This window comes from Cupriavidus sp. GW821-FHT02F09, from assembly GCF_059421605.1.
In genome coordinates, this window is record NZ_JBWKVH010000025.1 from 26,689 (window position 1) to 40,642 (window position 13,954).

Below are 13,954 nucleotides of genomic sequence, written 5' to 3' on the forward strand. Positions count from 1 at the left end.
GTGTCCGTTCCATCGTGGTAGCAAGCCTGTTGGTCTAGTCCCTGTTATGGCGCCGAAGCCTGGCGCCAGCGCAAGAGGGCCAACCGGGGGTCTGGGCCTGCTACCGGGATATTCGCACGGTCTGCCGCTCTCGTTCGCATGGGGGCGGTGCCATCCGGCTTTCGCCTGGGCGTTTTCTGGCTTCAGGCGAGCCGGCGGTCCGTCGTGATGAATTTCCGATGTCAAAGTGCCTGTCCATCGCGTCCTCACCGCGGGCAGTGTGCTGAACGGCGTGCCCCATGGAATTCAAAACAATTCAGACAAGGTGTGCGAATGAACCGCATTGCGAAACTTCTGGCTGTTGTGGCGCTGGCTCTGCCGGCAACTGCCATGACCGGTCTGGCATCTGCCGCAGAGCAGGCCGCCGCAAAGGCTGATCCGGCCAAGGGCGAAACCCTCTACACGCAAGGTGCCCCTGATCGCAATGTCCCGGCTTGCCTGAGCTGCCATGGCGCCAACGGCAACAGCGGCGGCGCCGCCAACCCGAAGCTGGCCGCCCAGCATCCGGAATACGTGCACAAGCAGCTCGACGACTTCAAAGCCAAGGCTCGCAACAACGCCATCATGTCGCCGTACGCGGCCGCCTTGTCCGAGCAGGAAATGAAGGACGTCGGCGCCTACCTGGCCAAGCAGACCCAGAAGCCTGCCACCGCCAAGAACAAGGACACCATCGAAGCCGGCCAGAAGATCTACCGCGGTGGCATCGCGGCCAAGGGCGTGCCGGCCTGCGCGGCTTGCCACGGCCCCACCGGCGCCGGCATTCCGGCCCAGTACCCGCGCATCGGCGGGCAATGGTCCGAGTACACTGAAGCGCAACTGGTTGCGTTCCGCCAGGGCACCCGCAAGAACAATCCCGTGATGACCACCATCGCCGCCAAGATGTCGGACGCCGAGATCAAGGCTGTGGCCGATTACGTCGCAGGGATTCGCTAAGTCGTTCCGCGCCGGGTAGCCGGAGCACCGCAGCGGGCCTCGTCACTCGCGAGGCACCACGCCCAGGTGCAACCAAGCAGCCCGGCAACAATCGAAGAGGGTGGCCTGCGCGAGCAAGTCCACCCTTTTTCATTTCAAGGCCGAGGGCCCCACTGCACATGTCCACCGCTTCCACGTCAGGACTGCACCTGAAGACTTCTCACCGCCTGCTACGCGACGCGGTTGAGCTGCTGTCCTCGATGCGTTTCGCTATCGCGCTGCTGACGGTGATTGCGATTGCCAGTGTGGTCGGCACCGTCCTCAAGCAGAACGAGCCCTATCCCAACTACGTGAACCAGTTCGGTCCTTTCTGGGCTGACCTGTTCCACGCGCTGTCGTTGCAAAAGGTTTACAGCTCCTGGTGGTTCCTGCTGATCCTGACCTTCCTGGTGATTTCCACCTCGCTGTGCCTGACCCGCAACGCGCCCAAGATGATCAAGGATATGCGCTCGTGGAAGGACCACGTGCGTGAGCGCAGCCTGCGGTCCTTCCACCATCATGCCGAGTTCGATTCGGGCCGCCCCCGCGCCGATGCGGTGACGCGCCTCACCGCGCTGCTGGCCAATCGCGGCTACCGCATCAAGAGCGTTGCGCATGAAGGCGCCACCTTGCTGGCCGCCAAGGCGGGCGCGGCCAACAAGCTCGGCTACATCCTCGCGCACACCGCTATCGTGGTGATCTGCGTCGGCGGCCTGCTCGATGGCGACATGCTGATCCGCGCGCAGATGTGGTTTGGCGGCAAGAGCCCGATCAGCGGCAACGCAGTGATCAACGACATTCCGCCTGAGCACCGTTTGTCGGTCAACAATCCGGGCTTTCGCGGCAACGCCTTCGTGCCGGAAGGCTCGACGGTGTCCACCGCTATCCTGAATATCTCGGACGGCGCGCTGGTGCAGGACCTGCCGTTCAATATCACGCTGAAGAAGTTCACCGTCGAACATTACTCGACCGGCATGCCCAAGCTGTTCGCCTCCGACGTGGTCATCACGGACCGCGCCACCGGCCGCAAGACCGAGGCCACCATCAAGGTCAACGAGCCGCTGGTGGTGGATGGCGTGGCCATCTACCAGTCCAGCTTCGAGGATGGTGGCTCCAAGCTGAAGTTCGTTGGCTACCCGATGCAGGGTATTGGCGACAAGACCTTTGCCTTTGCCGGCACCGTGGGCGCCAACGCGCCACTGACCGGCACGGGCAACGCGGCCGACGCCGAGGGGTTGACGGTCGAGTTCAGCGATTTCCGCCTGATGAATATCGAGAACGTCACCGATGCATCGGGCAAGCCGGACGCGCGTGGCGTTGCGCGCAAGTCGCTCAACGAGAAGCTTGAGTCTCACCTGGGCTCGGCGGTCAATCCTGACCGTGCGAAGGAGTTGCGCAACGTTGGCCCTTCGGTGCAGTACAAGTTGCGCGACCGCAACGGCCAGGCCCGCGAATTCAACAACTACATGGTGCCGGTGCAACTCGACGGCCAGTCGGTCTTCCTTGCCGGCATGCGGGATACGCCTAGCGAGCCGTTCCGCTACCTGCGCATCCCGGCCGACGAGCAAAACAGCGTGGCGGACTGGATGCGCCTGCGTGCCGCGCTCCAGGACCGCGCGATGCGCAGCGAAGCCGCGCGCCGCTTCGCACTTGCCTCGATGCCGGGCGATGGCCGCGAAGTTTTGCGCGGCCAGCTGGCCGAGAGCGCCCTGCGTGCGCTCGACCTGTTTGCAGGTGCCTCGCGCAGCAACCCGCAAGCCCCGCCGGGCGGCTTCACCGCGATTGCCGCCTTTCTGGAAAAGTCCGTGCCGCCGGCCGAGCAGCAGAAAGCCGCGGATGTGCTGCTGAAGATCCTCAATGGCTCGATGTGGGAACTCTGGCAGTTGGCGCGCGCGCAAGACAAGCTGCCGGTGGTGCCAAATAGTGCCCAGAGCGGCGCTTTCATGCAGCAAGCCATCAATGCGCTGTCCGACAGTTTCTTCTACACCGCGCCGGTTTTCCTGCAGCTCGACGACTTCACGGAAGTGAAGGCCAGCGTGTTCCAGATGACCCGTGCACCAGGGAAGAACATCGTGTATCTTGGCTGTCTGCTGTTGGTGCTGGGCGTGTTCTCGATGTTCTACATCCGCGAGCGCCGCGTCTGGCTCTGGGTGAAGGATCCCGCGGACCCCGCATATCCCGCGGGAACCGCCGGCGGGGAGGGCGCCGCCAGCCATGTGCTGATGGCCATGTCCACGCAGCGCCGTACACTGGATTTCGAGAAAGAGTTTGTCGCGCTGCGCGACGATGTAGGCCGCGCCGCCGGCAGCATCGACACGGCCGGCGCCCGCAATTAAGCAGGAACCACTATGTCTTCGAATGTGAATCGGGCCCGGCCGGGCATGCACGAGAGTCCGGCGGGCGTTGCCGCGAGTGACGCCGAGCAGGCCTACCTGGAGCCGTCGTTCCTGCGCCGGCTGGGCTGGGTCGACTGGCTCTTTGCCTTGATGCTGGCAGTGGGCGCGGGCTTCGCGCTGGCGCGCTACGGCGAGTGGATGAATGTCTACGACAAGGGCGTGCTGATCGCCGCGGTGCCTACCTTCGCGCTGCTGGGATGGCACTGGAAGCCGGTGCGGCTGCTGATGGTGACGCTGACCGTGTTGTCGCTGTTCGCGATCCAGCTCTACCAGGGCCAGTTGCCGCGCGCCGAGCAGGCCTTCTTCCTCAAGTACTTCCTGTCGAGCCAGTCCGCCATCTTGTGGATGAGCGCCCTGGTGTTCCTGTCCACCCTGTTCTATTGGGGCGGCTTGCTGGCGCGCTCGGAGACCGGGCTGCAGATCGGCAGCAAGATGGTCTGGGCAGCGGTGGTGCTGGGCTTTACCGGCATGCTGGTGCGCTGGTACGAGTCCTACCTGATCGGCGCCGACATCGGCCACATCCCCATCTCCAATCTGTACGAAGTGTTCGTGCTGTTCACGCTGATCACCTCGTTGTTCCACCTGTATTACGAAGGCCGTTACAAGACCCGTGCGCTGGGGCCGTTCGTGATGCTGGTGGTATCGGCGGCGGTGGGTTTCCTGCTGTGGTATACGGTCAGCCGCGACGCGAGCGAAATCCAGCCGCTGGTGCCAGCGCTGCAGAGCTGGTGGATGAAGATCCACGTGCCGGCCAATTTCATCGGCTACGGCACCTTCGCCCTGGCCGCCATGGTGTCGGTGGCCTACCTGCTCAAGCAGCACGGCATTCTCGCCGAGCGTCTGCCCTCGCTCGAAGTGCTCGACGATGTGATGTACAAGTCGATCGCGGTGGGCTTTGCCTTCTTCACCATCGCCACCATCCTGGGCGCGCTGTGGGCGGCGGAGGCCTGGGGCGGCTACTGGAGCTGGGACCCCAAGGAAACCTGGGCGTTGATCGTCTGGTTGAACTACGCGGCCTGGCTGCATATGCGGCTGATGAAGGGCCTGCGCGGCACCATGGCGGCCTGGTGGGCGCTGGTGGGTTTGCTGGTCACGACCTTCGCCTTCCTGGGCGTCAACATGTTCCTTTCCGGCTTGCATAGCTACGGCGAACTCTGATCTGGGTATTGCGCCGCAACGAGAAAACCTGCCCATCGCCCCGATGCGGCAGGTTTTTTTTTCGCCCGAATGGAATAAAGCCGTCACATCCGGTGTTTACTGAAGGGACGGCGCCGGCTGGCGGTGCCGCATCGCATGGAGATCGACATCATGGCCCTTTCCCGTCCCAACGCAGTAGTCGCTTCCCTCGCATCGTTGTCCCGTCCCGCCGTGCTCGCGCTCGCTTCCGCCGCGGTCCTGCTGTCCGCCTGTTCGGGCATGGGCAGCATGGGTGGCATGGGTGGCAGCGCCGGCAATATGCCGCCCACGGTGAAAGTTGCCGGTGGCACGTTGACCGATCCCCAGGGCCTGACGCTCTACACGTTCGATCGTGACACGGCCGGCAAGAGCGCTTGCAATGGCGGCTGCGCCACCAACTGGCCACCCCTGATGGCCGCGCCCGGCACCAGCGCCACGGGCGACTACAGCGTGATCACGCGCGACGATGGCGGCAAGCAATGGGCCTATCGCGGTAAGCCGCTCTACCGTTTCTCCAAGGATGCCAAGCCGGGCGACCGCGCGGGCGACAACTTCAACAACGCCTGGCACGCGGCAACGCCTTGATACGGGTGAGGGCGGCCTGACGGCATGGACGGCTTCGACCGCCAACTGGTGGCGCTGGGGCCGCGCTTGCGGCGCCACGCCCGGGGCCTGACCGGTGACGCGGCGTCCGCCGACGACCTGGTGCAGGACACGCTCGAGCGCGCGCTGCGCTACCGCTGGCGCTTTCGCCTGCGCGCGGGCGCCTGGTGGGGCGATGGCGCGGATGGACTGCTGTCTTGGCTGCTGACCATGATGCACCGGCTGCGTGTGAACGCGTACCGTCGCGCCGACCTGGTGACTTATACCGATACGCTGCCCGACGTACCCAGTGCTGCGCCTGAGCCCGGCCTGCGGCTGGACTTGGCGCGGGCGCTGGCCCGCTTGCCCGAGGCGCAGCGCGCGGTGATGCTGCTGGTCGGCCTGGAGCAGCTTAGCTACGCCGAGGCGGCGCAGGTGCTGGCGGTGCCGGTGGGCACCGTGATGTCGCGGCTGTCGCGGGCTCGGGAGCAGATGCGCATGCTGATGGACGGCGCGCCAGCCAAGGCGGCCGAGGCGAACCCGCAGGCCGCCGGCCGCGCGGCCGGACTGCAGCGAGTCAAATGATGTCCCCAGTCAACGAAGCCGATCTCCACGCCTATGCCGATGGCCAGCTCGATCCCGCCCGACGCGCCGAGGTGGAGGCGTACCTGGCCGCCCATCCCGAGGCCGGGGAGCGCGTGGGAGGCTGGCGGCGGCAGACGGAAGAATTGCACGCGGCATTCGACGGCGTGCTCAATGAATCCGTGCCGCTGGCGGCACTTCCATCAAGGCTGCGCGGCAGTCGCCGCGATGCGGCGCGGCGACCCAGTGGCTGGAGCATGGCGCTGGCCGGCAGCCTTGCCTCGCTGGCGGTAGGCGGCGCAATCGGGTGGATTGCGCACGATCGCGCGGACACGCTGGCGGCCGGGGCGCCGTCGGTGGAGCGCTTCGCGCGCGAAGCGCTGGCCAGCCATGTCGTCTATGCGCCGGAGGTGCGCCATCCGGTCGAGGTGGCGGCCACCGATGAAGCCCATCTTGTTGCCTGGCTGTCCAAGCGCCTGGGGGCACCGCTGCGGGTGCCGGACCTGCGCGCCCAGGGATTCCACCTGATCGGGGGCCGTCTCGGGGTGGCCGAGGGCGGCCCGTCGGCCATCCTGATGTACGAGGCCGACGACGGCACCCGGCTGTCGCTGCAACTGCGGCACATGGCGCGCGACACGCCCGATACGGGCTTCCGGCTGGAGCGCATGGGCCCGGGGCCAAGCGAGCGTCCCGCCGCTGCGGCGCGTACCATGGCCTTTTACTGGGTAGACCGGGATCTTGGCTTCGCGCTGGCCGGGCCGCTGGAACGTGCACCCTTGCTGGCACTGGCGGAGGCTGTTTACCGGCAGTATCAGGGCGGTTGAGCCTCACACATGCATTGCGCGGGGCACCCTGCATCCGTTTGCCGGCCACAATGCATACGAAGGCCGGGCGAGGCGACGACGACGGGCCTTAAAGAAAGATGTCAGGATTCCCTCACTCCAACCGACTCAAGCGCAAGTCCAATCGTGCAGGCGGGCCCCGCCCGGGCCAGGCACGAACGGTGAACCGCATTTTGCATATGGCACGCAACGAGGAACAACGATGCTGATCCCCTCTCCGAAATGGCTACGCGGCGACGACATTGCCGCCAGCGAGATCACGCCCCGCGGTGTTTTCGACGCGCGGCGCCGCCTGCTGGCGCTGGCTGCCGCGGGCGCAACGGGGAGCACGCTGGCGCCATGGTTCGCACGTGACGCGCATGCCCAGGCGCCGCGCGGGCAGAGGCTGCCGGCCACGCCCAACAATGCCTACGTGGTGCCCGAGAAGCGCACGCCTTACGAGGATGTCACCACGTACAACAACTACTACGAATTCGGTACCGACAAAGCGGACCCGGCGCACAATGCCGGCACGCTGCGGACCCGGCCGTGGCAGGTCGCGGTCGAAGGCCTGGTGAAGAAGCCCAAGGTCTACGACATCGACGAACTCGTGCGCCTGATGCCGATGGAAGAGCGGGTCTACCGGCTGCGCTGCGTCGAGGGCTGGTCGATGGTGATTCCGTGGAGCGGCTACGCGCTGGCCGAGCTGGTCCGCCGCGTCGAGCCGCAGCCGGGCGCGAAGTACGTGGAGTTCGTCACGCTCAACGACAAGAAGCAGATGCCGGGCGTCAGCGCTCGCGTGCTGGACTGGCCCTACACCGAAGGCCTGCGCATGGATGAGGCGATGCACCCGCTGACCTTGCTGGCCTTTGGCCTGTACGGAGAGGTGCTGCCCAACCAGAACGGCGCGCCCGTGCGTGTGGTGGTGCCTTGGAAGTACGGCTTCAAGAGTGCCAAGTCCATCGTCAAGATCCGCTTCGTCGACAAGCAGCCCGCCACTAGCTGGAACCTGGCCGCGGCGCAGGAGTACGGTTTTTACTCCAACGTGAACCCGGACGTGGATCACCCGCGCTGGAGTCAGGCCACGGAGCGCCGCATCGGCGAGGACAAAGGCAGCGGCTTTGGCGCGCTGTTCGCGCCCAAGCGCAAGACGCTGCCATTCAACGGCTACGCGCAGCAGGTGGCATCGCTGTACCAGGGCATGGACCTGCGGAAGTTCTTCTGATGGCGCCACCGGATATGTCCCCATCGCGCCTGGCAGTGCGCCCGTCGCGGGCGGCCGGGCAGCGCGGGCTCGCGACGCTTGCGCCGGAACGCGTGCGCACGGTGAAGGTGGCGGTGTGGCTGCTTGCCGTGCTGCCTTTCTTGCGGCTGCTTTATCTCGGCTTTGCCGATCAGTTCGGCGCCAATCCGCTGGAGTTCGTCACGCGCTCGACCGGCACCTGGACGCTGGTCATGCTGTGCGTCACGCTGGCGGTGACGCCGCTGCGCCGGCTCACGGGTTGGAACTGGCTGATCCGGCTGCGCCGCATGCTCGGGCTCTTTGCCTTCTTCTACGCGCTGCAGCATTTCCTGTTGTGGCTTGCCGTGGACCGGGGCTTCGATGTGGCCTACATGATCAAGGACATCGCCAAGCGCCCCTTCATCACGGTGGGGTTTGCCGCCTTCGTGCTGATGGTGCCGCTGGCGGCCACCTCGGCCAATGCCATGGTCAAGTGGCTGGGTGGCAAGCGCTGGCAAGGGCTGCACCGGGCGGTGTACGCCATCGCCGTGCTGGCGATCCTGCACTACTGGTGGCATAAGGCAGGCAAGCACGACTTTGGCACGGTATCGATCTATGCCGCCGTGGTGTTCGGCTTGTTGGCGATGCGGGTCTGGTGGTGGTGGCGCAAGCCCGCAACGGGCCTCAACGCACAGCGGTAGAGCTCAAAGGTAGAGCGTGATTTCGCGCTCGGCAGGGCGGGGCGGCTGCCCAGCTTGGGGGAGCCATAGGGATTCAAGATGGCCCCGGACCAGGTCCAGCTCCGTCGAGCAGTGGCGCCGCCCCGGAAAGCGCCGCAGGTTGTCGGATTGCAGCGCCAGCATTGCTTGGTCCTGACGCGCCACGCGCCTCAAGAGGGGCCATGCCAGCAACCGCACCGCCCATGCCGGCGCCCATCGCCCGGCCACGTGCAGGGTGGCAAATACGTGGGTTTGCGTCGTGCTTTCCGGTGTGAAATTCAGCGTGATCCAGAGCCGGCTGCCGTTGGCGTAGCGATAGTCGATCTGGGCCGTGCCCGCGCCGCTGAAATGCGCGCTCTCGCCGGTCCGTGGCGACTCGAACAAGCGATACAGCAGCCCGGACTGCATCGGCTGGTCGAGGTAGTCGACCGTGAACCCCCGTGGCGTATTCGACAAGCGGGCCCGCACCGGCGCGCGTTCGCCATCCTTGCGCACCAGCCCAGGATGCACCGTGTGCGTGTGCAACGGATCCAGGAAGTTCTCGATCGCGTCCAGCACATGGGCTTGCCAGCGGCTTTGCCACAGGAAGCGCCGGGAGCCGGCGGGCAGGGTGGCGACCGGCGCCGGCAGTGAGCGCGAGTCCTGCGCGGCTTGGCTGTCGGCCGCGGGCATCTCCGGGCCCGGCCGCAGCCAGACCAGCCCGTCATGCTCCAGGACCGGCAGGCGGCGCACGCCAACCTGCGGCAGGCAGGCTTCGGGCGCCAATCCGGGCACCGCGCTGCAGCGCCCGTCCGCGCCGAAGGTCCAGCCGTGGTACGGGCAGCTCACGCCAAGCGGGCCGATGCGCCCATGCGACAGCGGCGCTTGCCGGTGCAGGCAGCGGTCCTCGCAGGCCAGGATCTCGCCGGAGGGCAGGCGTGCCAGCATCAGTGGGCGATCCAGCACCGTGACCGCCAGCGGGCGGGTATGCAGCGCACTGCTGCGCGCCACGGCGAACCATTGCGAGAAGACGGATTCTGGCCAGGGTGTGGATAACGTCATAGCTGGAACCGTTGCATGACAGGCACCCCGACGTGCGTGGCCAGCGAGCGCAGCAGCCCGATGCCGGCGCGCAGCGGCAGCGCCAGGTGCGCCGCATACACCGCGCTGTATTCGATTGCCGCCTGGCCGCCGCGCAGGCGCTTGAAGTGGCCCGCGCCAGCGCTCAGGTTGATGCCACAGCCGGTCTCGATGGCGCGCGCGAACACCGTTGCCATCAGCAGCCGGTACAGCCCCAGCGGGGCCGGCAGGGCCGTGTTGTAGCCGACCACCGGCGCGGTGATGATGCCGCCCTGCACGAACAGGCCCACCACGGCCTGCAGTTGCCCTCGCCCGTCGCGCCAGCCATGCAGCTCCAGCAGCCCCGCCTCATGCCAGTGGCGCATGAAGGCGGCGGTGTAGTGCGGGTTGAGGCGGGAGTATTTGTCGAGGTACAGCAGCCCGTAGAGGGCGGCGATCCGCTCGTAGTCATCCTCCCGGCCGGCGGCTGCCCCGATGGTTTCGTTGCCGGCTCGTGCCAGCTCGGAGCGCTGCATCTCGCGCAGGTCGCGTTTGAGGTTGGCATGGCGTCCCTTGGCCAGGTCCGCGGCCTCGAAGCACCACACCTGGCGGCTGGGTACCAGGCTGAAGCCCTCGGCCGCCAGTGCCGCCAGCCAGTCGGGGTGCTGGCGCGTATTGAGCGAGCGAAACCACAGCGCGTGGCGCGGCCAGCGGGCGCGGGCTTGGGCGATGGTGTGTTGCAGCGCGCTGGTGTCGAGCGCGGGATACAGGTTGGTCGACAGCAGCCAATTGTTGATGGCTACCGCGCGGTCGACGCCGGCAGCGCCCAGCCAGCGTCCGTAGCCGCGGCACAGCAGGCGCAGCGGCAACGCCAGCGCGCCGTGCAGATGGCGGTCGATTTCCTCGCCCGCGTAGCGGCAATATGTGGTCAGCGGCGAGCAGACCCAGGCCGCGGTGGCATCGGCTTTGGCACTGTCGACCGTGACCGGCATGACCCAATCGCCGGCACGGAGCAGGCCGACCTGGCTTTGCAGGTTGCGTACGAGTTGCGGGGTGGGCACCCGGGCATGCAGCGCCGACAGGCTTTGCGCGCAGCGATTGAATCGCGATGCTGCGCCGTCGTCGCCCGAGAGCATCGTCAAGGCGAGAGCTCCTCGCCATCCCATTCGATATCCCGCGTGGTGGCGGCCCGCAGGCCGCAGCGCCGGCTGAGGGCAAGCCGCCCGTAGGCCGCAAGATCGCGCAGGGCGCCCAGCAGCGGCGCGCGGTCGCCAGGCCGGGTGATCACGTCGTCGGCGCCGGCAAAGGCCCGGCGCCATTCTCCCAGCCTGCCGCGCCTTGCCATGTCGTAGAGCCCGGCACTCGCCATGACCGCGGTGATCATGCGCGGGCGCTGCGCCGATGGCGTGATGCAGTCACGCACGGCCGCGTCCCCGGCCAGCGCCGCCGGCACGGCATCGTCCAGGCCGAACAAGTGCAGGCCGCTGGTAGCGCGCGGGTTGCATTCGAGCACGGTGGGGTGGGCCGGATCGGCCTCGATCCAGTCGAAGGCGATCTGCCCGGTGAAGCCGATCCTGGCCACCAGCGTTTCGACGCAACGCTGGATAGCGGCGGATTCATGGTGCGCAAAGTAGAAGCTGGCGCTTTGGCTGAGCCGGTGGGCGGGGCGGTAGGCAGCGTGCGCGAGCAGCCGGCCTTGATGCGCGATGCTGTAGGAGCAGATTTCCGGCCCAGCCACAAAGTGCTGGGCCACCCAGCGGCCGTGCGCGGGCAGCGGCGGCGCAGCGGTGGGTACGCCTTGCGGGTACAGCCGCAGGTGTGCGCCGAAGCGGGAATACTCGGGTTTGAGCACCAGCGGCGTGGCGCCGGCCCAGGCGCGTGCCTGGCCGAGGCAGTCCACCAGCGCGCTGTCGGCGACGCGAAATCCGCACTCACGCGCCAGCGCCAGGAACTGCCACTTGCTGTGCAGGCCGCGCAGCTTGTCGAAGTCGTCGACGGCCACGGTGAGTGTTGCCGGCAGCTTGGCGCGGTGGCGGGAGAGAAAGAAGACTTCTTCGCAGGTTGGCACCACCAGGTCGATGCGATGCTGGTGCACGGCCTGGCGCAGGTCCTCGACAAAACGAGCCGGCTCGGTCCGCGGCGGCGCGAGCCGCACGGTGGCGCAGACGGCGCGCGATGCGCCGGCCGTATGGCAGGGGATGCTGTCCGCCACCACCGAGCGCCACCCCTGGCAGGCAAAGCGGCGCGCGTGATCGAGCGCCACGGGCGCGCGCCCGCCCAGGATCAGGACGCTGGGGGCCATTGGGGGGGGCGCGAGTGGTGGCGCAGAGGGCGGGAGCTTAGCCTTGCAGCAGGCGTTCGTCGCGGAACAGGTCGGCCACGTGCTCGCGGCCGCGCACCAGGTGCACGTCGTCGCCGTCGACCATGACTTCGGCCGCGCGCGGGCGGGTATTGTAGTTGGAGCTCATGACAAAGCCATAGGCACCGGCCGACATCACGGCCAGCAGGTCGCCCGGCTGCACCGCCAGGGCGCGGTCGCGGCCGAGCCAGTCGCCGGATTCGCACACCGGGCCGACCACGTCGTAGGTCAGGGCGGTGGCCTGCGCAGCCTCGCGCAGCTGCACGGGCTCGATGCGGTGGTAGGCCTCGTACATGGCAGGGCGGGCCAGGTCGTTCATGGCCGCGTCGACGATGCAGAAGTTCTTGGCTGCGCCCGGCTTGAGGAACTCGACCTGGGTCAGCAGCACGCCGGCGTTGCCCACCAGCGAGCGGCCCGGCTCGAACAGCACCTCGCGATGGCCATGGCCGCGCTCGGCCACGCGGTCCAGCAGCGTGCGGGCAAAGCCGGTGATGTCCGGCGGGGTTTCGTCGTCGTAAGTGATGCCGAGCCCACCACCTACGTCGATGTGTTCAAGGTTGATGCCTTCGCGTTCCAGCGCTTCCACCACGTCCAGCACCTTGTCCAGTGCTTCCAGGTAAGGGGCGACCTCGGTGATCTGCGAGCCGATATGGCAGTCGATGCCCGCGATATCCAGGTGCGGCAGCGCGGCGGCGGCGCGGTAGGTCGGCAGCACGTCCTCGAAGGCGACGCCGAACTTGTTGCCCTTCAGGCCAGTGGAGATATACGGGTGGGTCTTGGCGTCCACATCCGGGTTAATGCGCAGCGACACGCGCGCGCGCTTGCCCAGGCGGCCGGCCACGGCATTGAGGCGGTCCAGCTCGGGGATTGACTCCACGTTGAACGACAGCACATCGTGCTGGAGCGCCAGTTCCATCTCGGCGGTGGTCTTGCCCACGCCCGAGAACACTACCTTGCGCGGATCTCCGCCCACCGCCAGCACGCGCTGCAGCTCGCCGCCCGACACGATGTCGAAGCCCGCGCCGAGCCTGGCAAAGACTTGCAGGATCGCCAGGTTCGAATTGGCCTTCATGGCGTACTGCACGCGCGCGCGGCGCCCCTGGCACGCAGCGGCGTAGGCCTGGTAGGCGGCGGTCAGCGCGGCGCGCGAGTAGACGTAGGTAGGGGTGCCGTATTCGGCGGCAATACGCGCGAGCGGCACGTGCTCGACGCTCAGGGCGCCGTCGTGGCGATGGAAGAAGGCGGTCATGGTTATTTGGCGGTGGGAGTGGCGGCCGGCACTGCGTCCGGAGCCGTGGCGGGTGCCGCTGTGGCGGCGGAGCCCTTGGGGGCCGCCGGATTCGGCACGGCCGGGTTGCCCAGGCCTGGATCCGGTACGCCCGGCTGCGCCGGTGCGGGAGGCTGCTTGGGCATCGTCAGCGGGCCGCGGATGCCACATCCCGACAGCAGGGGCATCGCAAGGCTGGCGGCAAACGCCGATACAATCGCAACACGACGCAACATCGGGTCGTCCTTAAAATGTCGTTCAGGGTCGTCCCCGATCGTCCCGGAGTGTCCCTCAAGCGGAGCGCGGCGGGACCACCGGAAATACGAAGTACTTTTCAATACGCTGCCGGCTACGGCGCTACATCGCTATAGCGGCGCTGGCCGGCGGTCTTGGAGTTTAGCATGCCCCCCATGAGTGAAAGTGAGTTCCTGGCGCTGGCCCAGCAAGAGCTGGACCGGCTGGAAAGCGCGGTGGAAACCGCCGCCGACGCGGCCGACGCCGACATCGAAATCAACCGTGCCGGCAATCTCATGGAGCTCGAATTCGAAGACGGCTCCAAGATCATCGTCAACAGCCAGGCTCCCATGCAGGAACTGTGGGTGGCCGCGCGCTCGGGCGGTTTCCATTTTCGCCATGATGGCCAGCGCTGGGTCGATACGCGCGGCGGCGGTGAGCTGTATGCGGCGCTATCGGGCTACGTGAGCCAGCAGGCGGGGGTGACGCTGAAACTGGCCTGAGCGCTCTCGCCCAGGCACGAAAAAGCCGGCGCGAAGCCGGCTTTTTCATTGGCGGGAAGCTGTCC

General features: G+C 67.1%; 14 protein-coding genes. 9 read left to right on the forward strand and 5 right to left on the reverse strand.

From position 1 onward, the window contains the following. The first annotated feature begins 312 nt into the window (after positions 1-312). The 8 genes from AC07XB_RS24485 to msrQ all read left to right on the forward strand — a co-directional run bounded on the left by AC07XB_RS24485 (position 313) and on the right by msrQ (position 8,470). The gene (locus AC07XB_RS24485; RefSeq protein WP_492373440.1) at positions 313-972 is read left to right on the forward strand and encodes a c-type cytochrome; all 660 of its coding nucleotides are present in this window, start codon (positions 313-315) and stop codon (positions 970-972) included. Between the two features lie 158 nt (positions 973-1,130). After that, positions 1,131-3,326: a cytochrome c biogenesis protein ResB gene (locus AC07XB_RS24490; RefSeq protein ID WP_492830522.1), complete on the forward strand. Its 2,196-nt coding sequence runs from the start codon at positions 1,131-1,133 to the stop codon at positions 3,324-3,326. A gap of 45 nt (positions 3,327-3,371) precedes the next feature. After that, positions 3,372-4,544 (forward strand): c-type cytochrome biogenesis protein CcsB, encoded by a 1,173-nt coding sequence (ccsB, locus tag AC07XB_RS24495; RefSeq protein ID WP_416050398.1) that lies wholly within the window; start codon positions 3,372-3,374, stop codon positions 4,542-4,544. Positions 4,545-4,694: 150 nt separating this feature from the next. Further along, entirely contained in the window at positions 4,695-5,147 is a 453-nt protein-coding gene (locus tag AC07XB_RS24500) for a COG4315 family predicted lipoprotein (RefSeq protein ID WP_492811582.1), read from the forward strand. 24 nt (positions 5,148-5,171) lie between these two features. Then, on the forward strand, positions 5,172-5,729 hold the full coding sequence (locus tag AC07XB_RS24505; RefSeq protein ID WP_492387273.1) for an RNA polymerase sigma factor: 558 nt from the start codon (positions 5,172-5,174) through the stop codon (positions 5,727-5,729). Further along, positions 5,726-6,550: an anti-sigma factor family protein gene (locus AC07XB_RS24510; RefSeq protein WP_492387274.1), complete on the forward strand. Its 825-nt coding sequence runs from the start codon at positions 5,726-5,728 to the stop codon at positions 6,548-6,550. The genes AC07XB_RS24505 and AC07XB_RS24510 overlap by 4 nt, the downstream gene beginning before the upstream one ends. A 220-nt stretch (positions 6,551-6,770) precedes the next feature. Further along, positions 6,771-7,772: a protein-methionine-sulfoxide reductase catalytic subunit MsrP gene (msrP, locus tag AC07XB_RS24515; RefSeq protein ID WP_492373443.1), complete on the forward strand. Its 1,002-nt coding sequence runs from the start codon at positions 6,771-6,773 to the stop codon at positions 7,770-7,772. A gap of 14 nt (positions 7,773-7,786) precedes the next feature. After that, positions 7,787-8,470 carry a protein-methionine-sulfoxide reductase heme-binding subunit MsrQ gene (msrQ, locus tag AC07XB_RS24520; protein ID WP_492373444.1) on the forward strand — a complete coding sequence of 228 codons (684 nt, stop codon included), beginning with the start codon at positions 7,787-7,789 and terminating at the stop codon, positions 8,468-8,470. 3 nt (positions 8,471-8,473) lie between these two features. Here the strand turns inward: msrQ and AC07XB_RS24525 are convergent, their stop codons facing one another. Genes AC07XB_RS24525 through lptM form a run of 5 tightly spaced genes read right to left on the reverse strand, consistent with a single transcriptional unit; the run spans position 8,474 to position 13,388 of the window. Continuing rightward, complete coding sequence (locus AC07XB_RS24525; protein ID WP_492373445.1) at positions 8,474-9,529, reverse strand: Rieske 2Fe-2S domain-containing protein; 1,056 nt, start codon at positions 9,527-9,529, stop codon at positions 8,474-8,476. Then, entirely contained in the window at positions 9,526-10,668 is a 1,143-nt protein-coding gene (locus AC07XB_RS24530) for a GNAT family protein (protein ID WP_492830519.1), read from the reverse strand. Before AC07XB_RS24530 ends, AC07XB_RS24525 begins: the two co-directional genes overlap by 4 nt. After that, complete coding sequence (locus AC07XB_RS24535; RefSeq protein ID WP_492830517.1) at positions 10,665-11,828, reverse strand: ATP-grasp domain-containing protein; 1,164 nt, start codon at positions 11,826-11,828, stop codon at positions 10,665-10,667. The genes AC07XB_RS24530 and AC07XB_RS24535 overlap by 4 nt, the downstream gene beginning before the upstream one ends. Before the next feature lie 37 nt (positions 11,829-11,865). Beyond that, the gene (gene lysA, locus AC07XB_RS24540) at positions 11,866-13,134 is read right to left on the reverse strand and encodes a diaminopimelate decarboxylase (RefSeq protein WP_492830515.1); all 1,269 of its coding nucleotides are present in this window, start codon (positions 13,132-13,134) and stop codon (positions 11,866-11,868) included. Positions 13,135-13,136: 2 nt separating this feature from the next. Beyond that, positions 13,137-13,388, reverse strand: coding sequence for an LPS translocon maturation chaperone LptM (lptM, locus tag AC07XB_RS24545; protein WP_492373449.1), 252 nt, complete (start codon positions 13,386-13,388; stop codon positions 13,137-13,139). A 165-nt stretch (positions 13,389-13,553) separates the two neighbouring features. Here lptM and cyaY point away from each other — a divergent pair, with 165 nt between their 5' ends. Continuing rightward, positions 13,554-13,889, forward strand: a complete 336-nt coding sequence (cyaY, locus tag AC07XB_RS24550) for an iron donor protein CyaY (protein WP_043350301.1) — start codon at positions 13,554-13,556, stop codon at positions 13,887-13,889. The last annotated feature ends 65 nt before the right edge of the window (positions 13,890-13,954 follow it).